Below are 16932 nucleotides of genomic sequence, written 5' to 3'. Positions count from 1 at the left end.
GAACGGAAATCCCCCAATTATTTACCGAAACGGCAGTACGCAAAAAAAAGCAAATTTTTATCGCCGTTTTACCACTTGGCACGTCAATCGCGATACACAAGTAAGGTTTCCGCGCTGATCGGTGATTTCTATCTGCCACACCTGCACCGTCTTACCGATGCGTGCCGGGCGGACCGTACCCCGCGCCGTACCGCCCTCACGGATGCTGCGGAGGTGACTTGCGTTGATGTCTACTCCCACCACGATGTAGTTCGCGGGATCGTCGAGGACATAAAAGCCGGCGACGCTGCCCAGGGTTTCCGCCAGGGCCACCGATGCCCCGCCGTGCAGGAGACGGAAGGGCTGAACGGTGCGCTCGTCGACGGGCATTTCCGCGACAATATAATCCTCGCCCACTTCCACGAAGTTGATGCCGAGGGCCGCGCCGAGGGTGTTTGTATTCATGGCGTTCAGGCCTTCCAGGGTGGGGTTGGTCTTCCAGATCATTGGGCGGCGTCGGTTGGGTCCGTGAGGGTGTTACGCCGGCTGATCTCGACGATGACCTCCGCGGCTTTTTGCATTTCGAAAACGCTGGCCCATTCGTAGTGGCTGTGGAAGGCGTGCTCACCGGCAAAGATGTTCGGGCACGGCAGCCCCATGAAGCTCAGGCGCGATCCGTCGGTCCCCCCCCGAATGGAAGATCGCCTGGGTTGCAGCCCGACGGCGTGAATGGCCGCTTCCGCCAGCGCGGTTACCCGGGGGTGTAGGTCGAGCACTTCCTTCATGTTGCGGTACTGCTCGGTGACCTCGAGGTGGATGAAGCTATTTGGATAATTCGGGCCGACGTCGGTAATGATTTTTCGCAGCACCTCCGCATGGTCGCGGAGGCGTGCCGTGTCGAAGTCGCGCAAAATAAAATCGATCCGGGCGCTCTCGGCCTTTGCGGAAACCTCCACCGGATGAATGAAGCCCTGTTTCCCGGAAGTGGTTTCGGGGCTGAGTTCGGTACGGGGCAGGCCGGAAAGGATGTCGGCGGCGATCTTCACGGCGTTTTCCAGTTTTCCCTCCGCGAAGCCCGGATGACTGCTTACTCCCGCGATCGTGATCACCGCCCCGTCGGCACTGAAGGTTTCGTCTTCCATGCTGCCCCGGGTTTCCCCGTCGATGGTGTAGCCGAAATCCGCACCCAGTTTTTCCATGTCTACCGCATTCACTCCCCGGCCGATCTCCTCGTCGGGAGTAAAGAGGATGCGCAGTTTTCCGTGGGGCACTTCCGGGTGTTCACTCAAGTGTTCTACGGCGGCCATGATCGCTGCAATGCCCGACTTGTTATCGGCCCCGAGTAGGGTAGTGCCGCTGGCGGTTACGATATCGTGGCCGATGTTCTGCCGCAGCCCGGGAAAGGCATCGGCCCGTAGTACTACATTAGGGTCATCGGGCAGGACGAGATCCTGGCCCTGGTAATTTTGGTGTACGATGGGCTTTACGCCGCTGCCGCTCGCATCGGGACTGGTGTCGAGGTGGGCACAGAAACAGATGACGGGTACGTCTTCCATCCCCGGGGTGGGGGGTACCGTAGCGTATACGTAGCCGTACCGGTCCAGCTCGGCATCGGCGAGGCCCAGTTCCCGGAGTTCTTCGGCGAGCAGGCGGCCCAGGTCGCGCTGTTTGTCGGTCGACGGTTGGGTTTTGGAGTGGGGATCGGACTGGGTGTCGATGCGCACGTAGCGGAGGAAGCGGTCAAGGACATTCATGCCGCCAAAGTACAGCGTCCCGGGATTTTGCTCGAACATTTGCCCAGGCAGACGGCATTTACTGGAGTTGCACCGCACCTGCGCGCCCGCCCAAAAAACCGAACGACCGATGACTACTTCCGCTACACTTATCGCCCTGGCGGTACTGGCCCTGGCCGGGGGATTGCTCTACTATATTTTCCGCGACGAGCCCATGGGTCCGCTGCCCGAATTCCGCAAACAGTGGCGCCGGTTGTTGCGCAAGGAGGTCACCTTCTATTCGACCCTCAGTCGCGCCGACAAGAAAAGGTTCCAGGAGCGGATGCGCTACTTCTTTCAGCGGGTCACCATCACCGGTATCGATACCGAGGTGACCGAACTCGACCGGGTGCTCGTGGCCGCCAGTGGGCTGATTCCCACTTTCGGGTTCGAGCAGTGGAACCAGTACCCCAAGCTACGTGAAGTCCTGCTCTACGCCAATACTTTCAATCGCGACACCTTTGCCACCGAGGGGGCGGGGCGCGACGTGGCGGGCATGGTGGGCGGCGGTTACATGAACGGCAAACTGCTGCTCTCCCAGCAGGCCCTGCGCCGTGGATTCGCCAATCCCGGACGGGACAACACGGGCATTCACGAATTTACCCACCTGCTGGACAAGGCCGACGGCGAGACGGACGGCATTCCCGACTACTTTCTCGAGCACCAGTACCTGATCCCGTGGGTGGAGATGATGCGGGGAGAAATGGAGGCCATTCAGCGGGGCGACTCGGATATCGACGACTACGGTGCTACCAATAAAGCGGAATTCTTTGCGGTTGCGGCCGAGTATTTTTTCAACCGGCCGGCCGCCTTTGCCAGCAAGCATCCCGAGCTCTTTGCGCTTATGGAACGCATCTTCCACCAGGACCTGGACGGCGACGGCGGGGTAGGTACGGTTGCACAGCAAGATCCGGTGGCTAATATTTAGGGTAACAAACAAGTCCGGGTACCTCCGGTTAACGTTACCTATGATACCCGCCTTACGCCAACAGTACAACGACTCCTTTACGAACGAAGCCTACCAGGCCATGATTTCCTGGCTGGGCGGACAGTACAACCACGACCCTAAATTCCACGTGGCGGAAACGCCCGTATTCTTTCCGCGGGACTTCCGCGAGCGGGTGTTCTCCGCCTGTGAAGACGTACTGGACGTGATCGCGGACCCTGGGTACGCCGAACGGGCCGCCGCTGCAATTCCCCCCGGAGAATTCGTGCCGAACCAGACCGAGCGGCCGCTGTTTTTGCAGCTCGACTTCGGGGTATGCCAGGCGGCCGACGGCACCATCGTACCCCAGTTGGTGGAGGCCCAGGGCTTCCCCTCCCTGTACCACTTTCAGCATTTGCTCGACCGGAGTTTCCGCCGATTTTTCACCGTGCCCGACGGTTTTTCGGCCCGCTTTGACGGCTCCTCGCCCGAAGAATACCTGGACACCCTGCGGCAGGCGATCCTGGGGGGGCATGCACCGGAGAACGTTATCCTGTTGGAGGTCGACCCGAAGGGGCAAACCACCCGGATCGACCTGGTCGTGGCCTGTGCCGAACTCGGCATTCAGGAAGTGTGCATCAGCGAAGTCGACCTGGAAGACGGTAAACTATACTACGACCGGGACGGGAAGCGCACCCAGGTCCATCGGATTTACAATCGAGTGATCTTCGACGAGCTGAAGGCCCGCACTGACCTCAAACGCAAATTCAACCTGATCGAGGTAGCGGAAGTGGAGTGGGCCGGTCACCCCAACTGGTTTTTCCTGATCAGTAAGTACAGCCTGCCCTTTATGGATAGTCCCTACGTTCCCGAAACCAGGTTTGTCTCAGAGCTCGATCACTTTCCGGCCAACCTCTCGGACTACGTGCTCAAACCCCTCTATAGTTTCGCGGGGATGGGCGTGAACCTTCACCCGACCGAAGCGGACCTGCGGGGGCTGGACCAGCCCGAGCACTTCATCCTGCAGAAAAAGGTCTACTACGTCCCCATCGTGCGTACGCCGGACGAGTTGGCGCGGGTAGAACTGCGCATGATGTATCTCTGGTTGCCGGGCGACGATCGTCCTACGCTGGTCAACAATTTGGTGAGGCTGTCCAAGGGGGAGATGATCGGCGTCAGGTACAACAAGGGAAAGAGTTGGGTAGGGGGTACCCTTGGATATTTTGAGGTATAGCCGGCACCGATTCCGTACTACCTTCGTGTTGTTAAAAACTTGCCCCTTCATGAGAGTTTATTCAGCTGCCCTCCTTTTCCTCCTGCTGACGGCCTGCGAAACGTCCCCCGCGGAACCGCTTGCTACGGAGGACACGGCGGAGGCCAGCGACCCCTATTTGATTGCTAGTATCGACGGCGACGCACTCAACGTCATCGTCGAAATCCCCGCCGGGACCAACCACAAGATCGAGTACCACCGGGGTGCCGGCTACCTTAACGATACCCTTCCCGACGGCTCACAGCGGGTCATCAACTTCTTGCCTTACCCCGGAAATTATGGCTTCATTCCCTCCACCCTGGTCGAAAAAGCCCGTGGGGGGGACGGCGACGCGCTCGACGTTCTCGTGATTGGCGAGGGGGTGCCGGTGGGCACTCAGTTGCGCGTGTACCCGATCGCAACCCTGCTGCTTCGCGACCGCGGCGAGATCGACACCAAGATCATTGCCGTGCCCGCCGACAGCACTGCGCAGGTGTTTCGGGCGGACAACTTTCTCGACTTCTCCCTCGGCAACGATGCCGCCAAACGGATCATCGAGACGTGGTTCCTGAACTATAAGGGGCCCAACGCGACCGAGCTGCTGCGGTGGGAAGACGAAGCCTACGCCTGGCGGGAAGTGCGGCGGTGGCGAACCGACAGTGAGGCCATCCAATAAGTTAAATTTCCACCAAATTGTGGTAAGGAGCGAGCAAATTCCTGTCTGAGCCGTTACCTTGTTACCCCGTCAGACGATAATTCCTTGGATAGCCAATGAATTGACCTGATCGGGCGTTGTTTGCCTCCCCAGGGTATTTACCCGGTTGTGCGGATCGGCCCTGGCCACCACAGCCAACCTTAATCCTACACTATAAATGAAACGCTTACTCTCTCTCGGAATTCTGGTCACGGCTACGGCGGCATTAGGCGCCCAAAGCTTTGAGTGGAACAAGGATAAACCTACCCCTGCACCCCACCCCAAAGAGGTACAGCACGACGTACAGACCTATGAAAGGGCCTACGCCGAACGTCAAACGGGACTCGCGGGTGTATACACGCCGGATGCCCAGGGAATGCCTACGGCTTACGGTGAGACGTACTCGCCGGACGAGATGACTACCAGCCATGCCGTACTTCCCCTCGGTACGTTACTCCGGGTGACGAATGTAGAAAACGGCCGTAGTGTCGTAGTACGCGTAACGGACAAGGGTCGCGAGTGTGACCAGTGCCTAGTAACCCTCAGCCAGGTTGCCGCGGATAAGCTTGGAATCGGTTCGTCAGCCCCAGTTAGCCTGGAGCGCAGCGGGTTTAGCAACTGGAATCCCCTGCCGCCAACCGACGCGGTGACCTATACCCCTTCTACCTACAGCCAAACCCCGGTTCTGGCCTCGGCTGACGACAAAGCAGCCAGTGGAGTAGTAGCTCCGCCCCGGCAGCAGGTTGAGAAGCCCGTCGCTAATCCGGCCACGTCTAGCGTCATGAACCGCGAAGTAGCGCCTACCCCTGCTACGTTTAATCGCTATCCTAACTCCTCCCCCTCCGAGGTCGCGTCAGTTACGCCACCCTCACCCACCGTTCCCGGTAGGCAGGAGGCCCGGGGTGGAACTGCTCTGACCGTACTGAGTGCTACGGTTGCCGAGGGGGCCTACGCAGTTCAGTTAGGGGCTTACAACAACCAGGCCTATGCCCAACGTCGCGTGGATGAATTGAAGGAGCAAGGACTCACGGATGCCTTCTACCAACCCATTACCAAAGCGGACGGACAGGTCATCAACCGCGTGTATTCCGGCCGTTTCGCCAACGTCAACGAAGCGCAGACTGCGGCGAAGGAGATCGAAAATAAATTTAACATTGCTGGTATTGTAGCAAAAATGTAGCGACCAGCATTTTTCTGAAAATTATTAGGGGCGTTGTGCAAATTTGCACAACGCCCCTTTTTGTTTTTTGCTAGCTTGGCGTCTCAAGCATCCAATTTAGAAGATTAGTTTGCAATTGCCTCGTCATTCAAGCAATTGATTGGATGAAGGGGCGCCGAGTAAAATTTGATGCAGAACCACGGCTTAGTTTTCCATGTTCTTGCTCTAGAGAGAAACAGTATTACACCATGACGAATAATTCTCCTACCCCCCTTCAGCCAGCAGCGGTCCTATTCATCGTTGCAGTCATCCTGTTCCTGGCGTGCGGTTGTAGTGGTGGTACGGAAAACAGAAGCGTACTTGTGTTCTCTAAGACCGCCGGTTTTCGGCACGCTTCCATTGAAGCCGGTCAGGAAATGTTCCGCAAGCTTGCGGCGGAAAAGCAGTTTGCCGTCGAATTTACCGAAGACGCTGCCGAGGTTTTCAATCAGGAAGGGTTAAGTAAATTCAATGTGGTCGTTTTCCTCAGCACGACGGGTGATATCCTCAATGAGGAACAACAACGCGCGCTGGAGCAATTCATGGAGGCCGGCGGCAACTGGATGGGAATACACGCCGCGGCGGACACGGAGTACGACTGGCCGTGGTACAATAAACTGGTCGGGGCGTACTTCCTCAGCCATCCGAAGGGACAACCGCAGGCCACCATCGTGGTGGAAGACCACAACCACCCCTCTACTGCCTTTCTTGGCGACGAATGGGTGCGCAAGGACGAGTGGTACAACTATAAATCGATTCAGGACGACTTTACCACGCTCTTGCGTCTTGACGAGTCTAGCTATGAGGGCGGCAAGAACGGAGCCGACCATCCCATCGCGTGGTACAAGCCGATCGGCAACGGTCGGATGTTCTATACGGGACTGGGACACACCGATGCGTCTTATTCCGAGCCTGAATTCGTTAGTCACATCTCCGGTGCCCTGGACTATCTATTTGGCAACAACAAACGCGTAAAGTTCGCGGACTTAGCCAGCAGGTAGCTGGCTGCGGGGGTGGGAGGTATCGCATTGCCCGGTTGCACATTCCTGCAATCGGGCAATGTACGTATACAGGGTATCGACAAGCGACCGCATTACATAGACCAATGCCGAATTTACGTTGCAACGCAACCGGGGGTGCCGAACGTTAATAAAGTATTAAAGCCACCGGCCGATGATTATTGCACTCACCTACATTTCGCTTATTTCCGGGGGACTGCTGGTTCTTATCCTACTGGTCGGGATTCTCGGCGGATTAGATTTTGACGTAGACTTCGACCTAGACAGTAGCACCCAGGCCGACGGCGGGGTAGGGGTCGGAATAGTGAAGGGGGGGCTCACCTTCTTGTCCGTCGGTTCCTGGGTAGTCAAATTACTGCTGCTGGCCAGTGCCAATCCTGTCGTTGCCATCGTGTCGGGCGTAGGCGCGGGAGCAGTGGCGGTCTACCTGTTATCCTTTTTAGTTAACTGGCTGCTTAGCTACGAAGAGAATGTCAACTGGTCGCCGGAAGATGCCCTGATGCAATCCGGTCAGGTATACCTCCGTATACCGGATGCGGGCGAGGGCATTGTTACGGTAAACGTCAAGGGCGGGATGCGAGAGCTCAGGGCGCGCAGCTCTACGGGTACATCTATCCCAACGGGTGTTTCGGTGTTCGTCGACGACTTTACTTCCGAGGGCATTCTACTAGTGAGCCCTACTGAGAAGCTCGACCCAACGGCTACCTAAAAAGATTACTTGCACCTGCCGTCATTCTGGGGGTTGCTGTTTACTTACCTTAAAATACCTCGATCATGGAACCCCTGATTATGGCCGGCGCGATTGCCGGCGTTCTGTTTCTCTTCTTACTCTGGTTGGTAAGTCGGTACAAACGGTGCCCCTCGGATAAAATATTGGTGGTGTACGGTCGTACCGGTAGCGAAGCTTCGGCTAAGTGCTATGCGGGCGGGGGCACCTTCGTCTGGCCCGTAATCCAGGACTACCGCTACCTCGACCTGACTCCACTCTCCATTGATGTCAACCTGCAGGATGCCTTGTCTAAGCAGAATATCCGGGTCAGTGTACCGGCACAGTTTACCGTCGGTATCAGCAATAAGCCGCACCTGATGCTGGCGGCGGCCGAGCGCCTGCTGGCGCTGGAGCGCAGTAGCATCTCAAGTCTCAGTCACGATATAATCATGGGACAGATGCGCCTCGTGATTGCGAATATGGACATTGAGGAACTCAACATCGACCGCGACAAGTTCGTCGAGAGCGTATACCGAAACGTAGGAGAGGAACTCCACAAGATCGGACTGGAGCTGATCAACGTCAACGTAACCGATATTCAGGACGAGTCGGGCTACATCAAGGCACTCGGTCAGGAAGCCGCGGCTAAGGCCATCAACGACGCCAAGATCAAGGTCGCGAATGAGCTCCGTACCGGTAGCATCGGGGAAGCGGAAGCGCAGCAGGACCAGCGTTCTAAAGTCGCCGACGCGAACAGCCGGGCCGAAATCGGTGAAGCGGCCGCACTTCAGTCGCAACGTATTCAGGTAGCCGCCGCGAATAGCCGCGCAGAGATCGGCGAAGCTGAGGCCCAGCGGGAACGCCGCATTAAGGTGTCGGAAGCCGAAAGTACCGCCCAGATCGGAGAAGCCGCCGCCCGCGCCGAGGCAACGGAAGGAAAGAACACCTCGGAGATTAAGATTGCCGAAAGCAATGCCGCCCGCGATGTCGCCATGGCCGAAGCCCGTCGCCGTGCCGAAGCAGCCCGCAAGGTCGCCGAAGCCAACGCCCGCGAGGAAGCGTACAAGGCCGAACGTGGCGCGGAAGTGGCCCGTGCCGCCACCGAGAAGGCCCGTATGGAAGCCGAACAGGTGGTGCTGGCCGACATCGAAAAGCAAATGGCCATCATCGCCGCTCAGGCCGAAGCCGAGAAACGTCGCGAGATTGCCCGTGGAGAGGCTGACGCAGTACTCCTCCGCTATCAGGCCGAAGCGCAGGGCATAGAAGAACTGCTGCGTAAGCAGGCCGACGGATTCCAAAAGCTCGTCACTGCTGCGGGCGGCAATCCCGAAAGCGCCATCAACTACCTGATGCTCGACAAACTGGCCGAGTTGACCAGAATTCAAACCGAAGCGATCAAGGATGTCGACATCGACAAAGTCGTCGTGTACGACAGTGGTAACGGTCGGGGTGTCGGCAATTTCGTTCAGGGACTCTACGGTATGGTTCCCCAGCTTAGCGATTTCCTCCAGCAGAGCGGGATGAAGTTGCCGAAGGGCCTGGTTGAGGAAACTCCTCCCCCGTCCCTGGATGCTACTGCTTCCAACGGGCATGAAAAGACGACGGAGGCGCAGTGATCTCCGGACTGGGCGGCCCGCTTTCCGGAAGCTACGTGCTAAATTTGTTTTAACACATATATAGTACATGGAACAGTCTAATTGGGGGCCGGCCAGCCGGCAGCATACGCAGAAAAGAGATACCTTCGCAACAAGGAGCTATTCTTGTTAGACATCACAGCCTCATGAAATTTCATCTACTGATCCTGACCGCTTTTCTGGGCGGTTTGCTTTCCTGCGCGGAGGGCGGCGGGTCAGACAGGGTGAATGGAGGCCAGGAAGCCGGTAGCAGCGATAACGAGGTTACGATCTCGATGCGGGCCGAACCCGTCGGGCTTAATCCTATCCTGTCCGTTCAGAATGTATCGCGCTACGTTTACGAGCACATCTTTCAAACCCTCAACGAACGCGACCCGGAAACCTTTGAACTGGTTCCCCTCCTAGCTTCAACGCCCATTGTGACCCAAGGAGCCGATGGCACCATTACGTACCGCTACACCATCGACTCGCTGGCTGCCTGGCCCAACGGTACGGACGTAACTGCCCGCGACGTCATCTTTAGTCTTAAGGCCCTGCTGAACCCGCTCGTCGAAGCCGGCCCCTACCGGCCGTATTACGATATGATACAGGACGTGCTGGTGGATTCAACGGACGAGCGCACCTTCTGGGTGGTTACGGAGAGGCCCTACATCCTCGCAGATCAGGCCATCGCAGATCTCTACATCTATCCGGAGTACGCCTATGACCCCGGAGGCTACCTCCACGATATTCCGCTCAGCAATTTCGCCGATCCCCAGTTGGCCGAGCAGTTGGCCGAAGCAAACGCCGGGTTACGGACCTTCGCCGATGCGTTCAATAGCCCCGATTTGGCCCTGGACCCCGAACGAATCGTCGGCAGCGGTGGCTATGCACTCGTGGCCTGGGAACCCGGGCAGAGACTCCGACTTCGCCGCCGCGACAACTACTGGGCCCAGGACCGGGAGGAAGATCGGCTCGCCGCCTGCCCCGAATACCTTAACTTCAGAATCATCTCCGACTATTCCGCCGAGATCAATGCCCTGCGCGACAATTCGGTCGATGTAGCGATCGACATGCCGGTAGACATATTTCAGGAGATGCGGAACGACGAGTACCTCACGTCCCTGTACGACTTTGTCGCCCTACCTGGCTTTAAGTATTTTTCCATTCTCCTGAATAGCGACGATCCGCTGCTCAGCGACTCCCTGACCCGCCGGGCGCTGGCCCATACCGTCAACGTAGATCAGCTCATCGAGCAACTGTTTCCTGGACTGGCTCAGCGAATCGTGGGTCCCGTACTGCCCGCCAAGTCTTACTACAACAACGACCTACCCAGCATCCCCTACGATCTCGAGAGGGCAGCACGCCTCCTGCGGGAAGCAGGCTGGTCGGATTCCAACGGCAACGGCATTCTGGACCGGACCATTGAGGGGGAACGAAGAGAATTTCAGTTCCAACTGCTTACCTACCCTATGCCGACGAGTGAAGCGGTAACACTGGTGATTGCCGAGGGTGCCCGTAGGGTGGGCATCGATATTCAGGTGACCAAGATGGAACCGCGCGCCCTTATGGCACGCCTGGATGCGGGAGATTTTTCCGCTACCTTTTACGGACAGGGCTTCGAGCCTACCCCCGACGACTTTGCTCAGGTCTGGTCATCAACTTCTGTACCCCCCAGCGGCACCAACCGCGGAAATTTCAACAACCCGGAAGCCGATAGCCTCATTCGCAAGATCGCCATCACCATGGATACCAGCGCACGCGCCACGCTATACCGGCGGTTTCAGGAAATCATCTACGCCAACCAACCGATGATTTTTCTGTATTCACCTTACGACCGGATTGTAATATCGAAACGGTTTGAATACAGCATCAGCTCCATTGCCCCCAATCTGAAGTTTAACGCGCTTAAGCTTAAAGCAACTCAATGAAGACCCTTCTTATTTTCTTTGCTCTGTTGCCCCTGCTGGCGTACGGACAGGATACTACCGCAGTTGCCCCGGGCGACACCACCATTTACAACTTTGCCGACGAAGTCGCTCGGTTCCCGAGTCCCTGCGAACGCTACGATACTACCGCGGCAGCCAAGTGGCAATGCGCCCAGAATTATCTGCTCGAATACATTTATCAGCGTGCGCTATATCCCGCGGAAGCCCGCGAACAGGGCATCAGTGGAACGGCGGTCGTAGCCTTTATCGTGGAGCGCAACGGACTGGTTAACCGTCCGGAGATTCTGCGTGACCCCGGGGGAGGGCTCGGTTTCTCAGCACTGCGTAGCGTGATCGGAATGCAGCGGGAAGTGCTCTGGAGGCCGGCCTTCAAGGATGGAGAACCCGTCCGCTATCGCGTAGTGCTGCCCATTCGTTTTCGACTGGAAGAGCCCAAACCCTATGTCATCATCGACCGCGATACGGTGTACACCGAACTCACCAAGGGAGCTTCCTTCATCGGTAACGGGGGAGATCTGGTGGGGTACCTCGACGAGAAGATCACCTATCCCGACATCGAACAGGACAGCTGCGCTACCGGGCAACTCGATATGCAGCTCATCGTTAAACCGGATGGCTTGGTTTCCGTCAACGACATCATCGACTACAACGACCTGGGCATTGAATTCACCACCAAGGCCATCGACGCAGCCACCGGATCCTTCGGGCAATGGATCGCCGCGGAGTACGAGGGGCGAAAAGTTTCCAGCGCCTACGATGTTTCGTTCACCTTCGCCCCCACCGATCCCGGATGCCAGTACATCATCGAAAACTACAATGAGGCACTGACCACGATGCAGGAAGCCCAGTTGCTCGTTCGCGACAGCACCTCACTGGATGCAGGCCTGGAAAAAATGAACCGGGCCATCGAGCTGTTTCCCCGCGACGGGCGCTTCCGTGTTTTGCGGGGACAGGCCCTGCTCGACAACAACCGGCTTGCGGAAGCCTGCACGGATCTTACGCTGGCCAAAGAGATCGCCCTGATCGACTGGTACGATTCGGTGCTGCCGCTGATTTGCCGTGAGGAACGGGAGGAGTAAAATTGGGCGGGTACGCGGGTGCAATGAAATAGGGCAGCGTTCCGCGCCGTACCGTCGGATCGATGCTACAGTGTACATTGTAGCCCGCAAACGACTACTTCTATATGTACAAGCCCTTTCTAACCGGTTTTCTCTGTTTTCTTGGCCTCAATAGTTACGCTCAGGACACCACGCCCACTGCTCCGCCACCCGCCGCCGATCTTCGGATGTACGACATCGCCGAAGCACCCGATCCGGCCCGCATCGAAGCGGACGTGACCACGCTGGTCAACTTCGGTACCCGCCATACGCTCAGTGACACCACCAGCGACACCCGGGGGATCGGCGCGGCCCGCCGCTGGATCTTCTCCGAGTTCGAACGCATTAGCGAAGCCTGTGGAGGTTGCCTCGAGGTGATGTACCAGCGCAACCTGGTCGAGGGAGACCCCGAAAGCCGGATCAAGGAAGATACCTGGGTGGTCAACGTCATCGCCGTGCAGCGCGGCAGCCAGGATCCGAACCGCTTCATCATGATGAGCGGCGACATCGATAGCCGCGTAAGCGATCCGCTCGACGGGACCAGCGACAGCCCCGGGGCCAACGACAACGCCAGCGGTATGGCGGGTGCGCTGGAAGCCGCGCGGGTCTTGACCCAGTACCAATTTCCCGGTTCGATCCTATACGTAGGACTGAGCGGGGAGGAACAGGGGCTCTTCGGCGGTAAGGGGATGGCCGACTGGCTGCGGGAGAAAGAGTGGAACCTCACCGGCACGCTCAACAACGATATGATCGGTAACATCACCGGGGTCGATGGAGTCACGGACAACACCAGCTTCCGTATTTTTTCCGAGCCCTACTTTCCGGAGGACGTGGAAGACGAACGCAAGAACATCTACCGCCGCTTTTTTGGTGGAGAGGTAGACGGCCCCAGTCGGCAACTGGCCCGCTACATCGAGCGGCAGACCCGCCAGTACGCTACCAATCTCGAGCCGATGATGATCTACCGCCTGGACCGCTTCGGTCGTGGTGGCCACCACCGGCCCTTCAACGACGCCAACATCCCCGGGGTGCGCATCATGGAAACCCACGAGAACTACACCCAGCAGCACCAGGACCTGCGTACGGAAGAGGGCATTGAATACGGCGATCGGCTGGAGCACGTCAACTTCCCCTACGCCGCCAAGCTAACCGGCGTGAATGCCATCACCCTTGCCGGCCTCGCCGCCGCCCCCGCCGCCCCGCCCCTGGTGATGATTGGCGGTGCCGTAGAGCCCAGTACCCGCCTGCGCTGGGAAGAGCCGCAGACCAATACCCCCATTGCCGGATACTACGTTCACTGGCGACTCACCACCGCTCCCCAGTGGGAACACAAACGCTTCGTTCCCGCCGGTCAACTGGACTATACCCTCGAAAATATCGTGGTCGATAATTACTTCTTCGGTGTATCCACCGTGGGCGAAGACGGCAACGAAAGCGTGGTCGTTTTCCCCAGTACGCTGATTCCCCGGGGCACGAAGTAACCTTTGCTGCACCCATCCGGCGAGTAACCCTAGCCGGTAAACCTTAGGTCGCATGCGTAGCCCAGTCTTTCCATCCGCACTACTTCCAGAACGGGAAAATCAAATTCGCGGGTGACCCGGCCGTATAGCTGATACACCCCGGCCCCACGGAAGGGATAGCGGGCGTATACATCGGGGAAATGGACGCTGTCAAAGTAGTGCCCCGCCTCGTTGATCCAGCAGCCAAAGCTCATGCGCTCTCCCTTCACGGTAGGCACGACCTTGTCGCAGACAAAATAGGCCCGCAGGGAAGTGTTGCCGTTCTCCGGTATCCGGGATAATGGATGGGAGGGTTGACGGGAAGAGGGGACTACGTCCCATGAACTTACTGTCGCGTGGTCGATTTGTGGTTGCTGCCGGTAGGTGGTTGGCTCGGGCTGCGCTTCACTCGTCGAAACGAGCCAGAAGGGGGAGCAGAGGGGGAATCCCAGTAATTCCAGCTCGTCGAAGGCCTGATCGAACTCCGTGGAGGTGAGCCGGTGGCCGGGGCGGTGGTTCGGTGTTTCGTCGAGGCGAAAATCGTGCTCGGGGCGCGCGCGGACGAACAGGTTAAGAGAGTTTTCGCGGCGGATACGGGGGCTGAAGACGGCGTTTTTCTCCCAGAGCAGCTCCGATTTACTCCTGCCGGTAAAGCGAAATGCGCCGATACGGATGAGTAGTTCCAGCTGACTGCTTTCAATATCGATGCGGCTACAGAAGTCGGTCAGGTCCCTAAACGGCCCCTCCCGCTGCCGTTCGGTCACCGTGCGGTGGATGAGCTGCTCCGAAATGCCCTTAAGGTGAATGAAGCCCAGAAAAAGATCTTTCTCCCGTAGGTCGGTCAGGTAAAGGCTGTTGTTGATGCACGGTGCGTGAATGGTCGCTCCGGCCATACGGGCTTCGTGTACGTAGAATTCCGTTTTGTAGAATCCGCCGAAGTTGTTGATCACCCCGACGATGAATTCCAGTGGATAGTAGGCCTTCAGGTACAGGCTCTGGAAGCTTTCCACCGCAAAACTGGCGGAATGGGCCTTGCAAAAGGAGTAACCGGAAAAGCTTTCGACCTGCCGCCAAACCTCCTTTGCTGTTTCATCGGAATGGCCCCGCACCCGCGCGCCCGCAAAGAACTTGTGCCTGAGCTTTTCGAAGGTATCGCCGTTGTGTTTCTTGCCGCTCATGATGCGACGCAGGACGTCGCTCTCGTCGAGGTCCAAACCGGCAAAATGGTGAACGATCTTCATCACGTCCTCCTGGTAAACCATGATGCCGAAGGTTTCGCCGAGGTGTTCCTCGAAAACGGGATCGATGTACTCGAAGCTGTGCGGAAAGTGGTAGCGGCGGATGTATTCCTTCATCATGCCCGATTTGGCCACGCCGGGGCGGATGATGCTCGAGGCCGCCACCAGGTGGATGTAGTTGTCGCAGCCCAACTTGGTCAACAGTCCCCGCATCGCCGGCGACTCGATGTAAAAGCAGCCCAGCGCACGTCCGGATTTAAGCATGGCCCGCACCTGTGGATCGGCCTTGATGGTGTCGAGATCCTGGAGGTCAACGGCCTTGCCGTGGTTGCGGCGAACGAGTTCGGTGGCGGTCCTCAGGTGACCGAGGCCCCGCTGGCTGAGCACGTCGTACTTATGCAGTCCAAGGTCCTCGGCGTGGTACATGTCGACGTGGGCGACGGGAAAGCCCTTCGGCATCAGGCGTTGGGCCGTATGGTAGTAGATGGGTCGCTCGGTGATGACGATGCCGCCGGCGTGGATGCTGAGGTGGTTGGGCAGGCCCACGAGTCGGCGGGCAATGTCGACCACGGTGCGTGCTTTGGGATCTTCAGCGGCCCGGCCGTGGGGGTCGCGGACCAACTGGTCGATCTCCTCCTTCGGCAGACCGTGCACCTTGGCGACCTCGCGCAGTGCGGCCCTCCCCTGAAAGGTGGAATAGGTAGCCAGCAGGGCGGTGTACTCACGGCCGTACCGCTTGAATACGTAATCGGTCACGTCGTCGCGCTCGTCCCAGCTGAAGTCGATATCGAAATCGGGCGGACTGGCGCGGTAGGGGTTGATGAAGCGCTCGAAGTAGAGGTCGAGCTCCAGGGGGTCGACATCGGAAATTCCGATACAGTAGGCGACGATCGAATTGGCTCCGGAACCGCGGCCTACGTGCTGGTAGCCGGCCATGCGGGCGTAGCGCACGATGTCGTAGGTGATGAGAAAGTAGGGGCAAAAGTCCTGCTTTTTGATCACGGCCAGTTCGCGCTCGGTGCGGAGGCGGGCCTTCTGAAAGCGGGTGCCGGGGGGATAGCGGCGGGCGACGCCGGCCAGGGCGAGCTTCTCGAGTAGGTGATAGTCGCCCGCCTTCGAGCCCGTAAAGGTTTGGCGGTTGATTTGTAGTCCGGTCTCCAGTTCGGCGGTACAGGAATCGATGATCCGCTGGGTATTGCGGACGATGGTGGGGTAGGGCCGGTAGAACTGCCGTAGGGTATCGGGGGGAAGCAGTCGGTCGCCTCGCTTGGCCAGGTCGCGGGGCGTGAGCTTCGTGTGGATGGTATTCAGGTCGATCGCCCGCAGGGTGCGGTGGAGGTCGTAGTCTTCGTCGTTGACGGCCACTACCGGTGCCAGGACGACCAGTTTGTGTTGGTAGTGCAGCAACTCGTGGCTGAAGAGGCGGTTGACGTGCTGGGGGCGAATGCCGAGCAGCTCGTTGTCCCGAAAATCGCGGATGGGTTTGCAGAGGCGGGGATAAACGATCCAGACGTCGTCCATGCGGGGCGGTACCGCGGGGAGGGGGCGGTCGTCGAGGGAATGCTCGCTGAGGTACTTGCACAGGTTATACCAGCCCCGGGCGTTGCGGGCCAGGCCGGTGTAGAGCCACTGGTCTTCTTCATTACGAAAGGTGATGCCGAGAATGGGTTTGATGCCGGCGGTTCGACAACGGGCGACAAACTCTACGGCGCAACTGCTGCTGTTGTTGTCGGCGAGGGCCAGACACTCCACTCCCCAGGCGGCGGCCTTGTCTACCAGGGCCTGCGGGGTGAGCACACCATAACGTAGGCTAAAGGAGGTATGACAATTGAGGTGCACGGAGCGGTCAATTGCGGTCGGCCGGACGAAACAAGGGGGCAGGGCGGGGCAGGGCGGGGCAGGAGGCGGCTACTGAAGCCACCTTGCCCGGGCGGGAAGTGAAGAACATGTTTTTGTGAGTATTGACTAAATATGGAAGAATAAAGCAG

General features: G+C 58.3%; 13 protein-coding genes. 10 read left to right on the top strand and 3 right to left on the bottom strand.

Annotated elements, in window-relative coordinates:
• Nucleotides 1-57: 57 nt before the first annotated feature.
• On the bottom strand, nt 58-486 hold the full coding sequence (locus GGR28_RS05940) for a hotdog fold thioesterase (protein WP_183494825.1): 429 nt from the start codon (nt 484-486) through the stop codon (nt 58-60).
• A complete protein-coding gene (gene pepT, locus GGR28_RS05935) occupies nt 483-1733 on the bottom strand; it encodes a peptidase T (protein WP_183494824.1) in 1251 nt (416 codons plus the stop codon). Before pepT ends, GGR28_RS05940 begins: the two co-directional genes overlap by 4 nt.
• A 109-nt stretch (nt 1734-1842) precedes the next feature.
• Here pepT and GGR28_RS05930 point away from each other — a divergent pair, with 109 nt between their 5' ends.
• From GGR28_RS05930 to GGR28_RS05885, 10 genes are all read left to right on the top strand, one after another.
• A complete protein-coding gene (locus tag GGR28_RS05930; protein ID WP_183494823.1) occupies nt 1843-2679 on the top strand; it encodes a M90 family metallopeptidase in 837 nt (278 codons plus the stop codon).
• Between the two features lie 40 nt (nt 2680-2719).
• Nucleotides 2720-3910 (top strand): ATP-grasp domain-containing protein, encoded by a 1191-nt coding sequence (locus tag GGR28_RS05925; protein WP_183494822.1) that lies wholly within the window; start codon nt 2720-2722, stop codon nt 3908-3910.
• Nucleotides 3911-3959: 49 nt separating this feature from the next.
• The gene (locus tag GGR28_RS05920) at nt 3960-4604 is read left to right on the top strand and encodes an inorganic diphosphatase (protein ID WP_183494821.1); all 645 of its coding nucleotides are present in this window, start codon (nt 3960-3962) and stop codon (nt 4602-4604) included.
• A 196-nt stretch (nt 4605-4800) separates the two neighbouring features.
• Nucleotides 4801-5802 carry a septal ring lytic transglycosylase RlpA family protein gene (locus tag GGR28_RS05915; protein ID WP_183494820.1) on the top strand — a complete coding sequence of 334 codons (1002 nt, stop codon included), beginning with the start codon at nt 4801-4803 and terminating at the stop codon, nt 5800-5802.
• A 227-nt stretch (nt 5803-6029) separates the two neighbouring features.
• Nucleotides 6030-6821 carry a ThuA domain-containing protein gene (locus tag GGR28_RS05910; protein WP_183494819.1) on the top strand — a complete coding sequence of 264 codons (792 nt, stop codon included), beginning with the start codon at nt 6030-6032 and terminating at the stop codon, nt 6819-6821.
• 172 nt (nt 6822-6993) lie between these two features.
• Nucleotides 6994-7548 carry a hypothetical protein gene (locus GGR28_RS05905; protein ID WP_183494818.1) on the top strand — a complete coding sequence of 185 codons (555 nt, stop codon included), beginning with the start codon at nt 6994-6996 and terminating at the stop codon, nt 7546-7548.
• A 65-nt stretch (nt 7549-7613) separates the two neighbouring features.
• A complete protein-coding gene (locus GGR28_RS05900; RefSeq protein ID WP_183494817.1) occupies nt 7614-9164 on the top strand; it encodes a flotillin family protein in 1551 nt (516 codons plus the stop codon).
• 164 nt (nt 9165-9328) lie between these two features.
• On the top strand, nt 9329-11092 hold the full coding sequence (locus GGR28_RS05895; protein ID WP_183494816.1) for an ABC transporter substrate-binding protein: 1764 nt from the start codon (nt 9329-9331) through the stop codon (nt 11090-11092).
• Nucleotides 11089-12189, top strand: coding sequence for an energy transducer TonB (locus GGR28_RS05890; protein WP_183494815.1), 1101 nt, complete (start codon nt 11089-11091; stop codon nt 12187-12189). The genes GGR28_RS05895 and GGR28_RS05890 overlap by 4 nt, the downstream gene beginning before the upstream one ends.
• A 104-nt stretch (nt 12190-12293) precedes the next feature.
• On the top strand, nt 12294-13688 hold the full coding sequence (locus tag GGR28_RS05885) for a M28 family peptidase (RefSeq protein WP_183494814.1): 1395 nt from the start codon (nt 12294-12296) through the stop codon (nt 13686-13688).
• A 29-nt stretch (nt 13689-13717) separates the two neighbouring features.
• On the opposite strand, the gene GGR28_RS05880 is transcribed toward GGR28_RS05885, so the two are convergent.
• Nucleotides 13718-16783: a DNA polymerase III subunit alpha gene (locus tag GGR28_RS05880; protein WP_183494813.1), complete on the bottom strand. Its 3066-nt coding sequence runs from the start codon at nt 16781-16783 to the stop codon at nt 13718-13720.
• Nucleotides 16784-16932 lie beyond the last annotated feature (149 nt).

The sequence above is a fragment of the Neolewinella aquimaris genome (assembly GCF_014197245.1).
Taxonomy (GTDB): Bacteria; Bacteroidota; Bacteroidia; order Chitinophagales; family Saprospiraceae; genus Neolewinella; species Neolewinella aquimaris.
This window is presented reverse-complemented; position numbering and strand designations above follow the sequence as displayed.

Excerpts from the sequence above, each read along its gene's own strand:
- GGR28_RS05885 (WP_183494814.1), top strand. The coding sequence starts at position 12,294 with ATGTACAAGCCCTTTCTAACCGGTTTTCTCTGTTTTCTTGGCCTCAAT.
- GGR28_RS05900 (WP_183494817.1), top strand. The coding sequence starts at position 7,614 with ATGGAACCCCTGATTATGGCCGGCGCGATTGCCGGCGTTCTGTTTCTC.
- GGR28_RS05910 (WP_183494819.1), top strand. The coding sequence starts at position 6,030 with ATGACGAATAATTCTCCTACCCCCCTTCAGCCAGCAGCGGTCCTATTC.
- GGR28_RS05925 (WP_183494822.1), top strand. The coding sequence starts at position 2,720 with ATGATACCCGCCTTACGCCAACAGTACAACGACTCCTTTACGAACGAA.
- GGR28_RS05895 (WP_183494816.1), top strand. The coding sequence starts at position 9,329 with ATGAAATTTCATCTACTGATCCTGACCGCTTTTCTGGGCGGTTTGCTT.
- pepT (WP_183494824.1), bottom strand. The coding sequence starts at position 1,733 with ATGAATGTCCTTGACCGCTTCCTCCGCTACGTGCGCATCGACACCCAG.
- GGR28_RS05940 (WP_183494825.1), bottom strand. The coding sequence starts at position 486 with ATGATCTGGAAGACCAACCCCACCCTGGAAGGCCTGAACGCCATGAAT.
- GGR28_RS05915 (WP_183494820.1), top strand. The coding sequence starts at position 4,801 with ATGAAACGCTTACTCTCTCTCGGAATTCTGGTCACGGCTACGGCGGCA.
- GGR28_RS05905 (WP_183494818.1), top strand. The coding sequence starts at position 6,994 with ATGATTATTGCACTCACCTACATTTCGCTTATTTCCGGGGGACTGCTG.
- GGR28_RS05930 (WP_183494823.1), top strand. The coding sequence starts at position 1,843 with ATGACTACTTCCGCTACACTTATCGCCCTGGCGGTACTGGCCCTGGCC.
- GGR28_RS05920 (WP_183494821.1), top strand. The coding sequence starts at position 3,960 with ATGAGAGTTTATTCAGCTGCCCTCCTTTTCCTCCTGCTGACGGCCTGC.
- GGR28_RS05890 (WP_183494815.1), top strand. The coding sequence starts at position 11,089 with ATGAAGACCCTTCTTATTTTCTTTGCTCTGTTGCCCCTGCTGGCGTAC.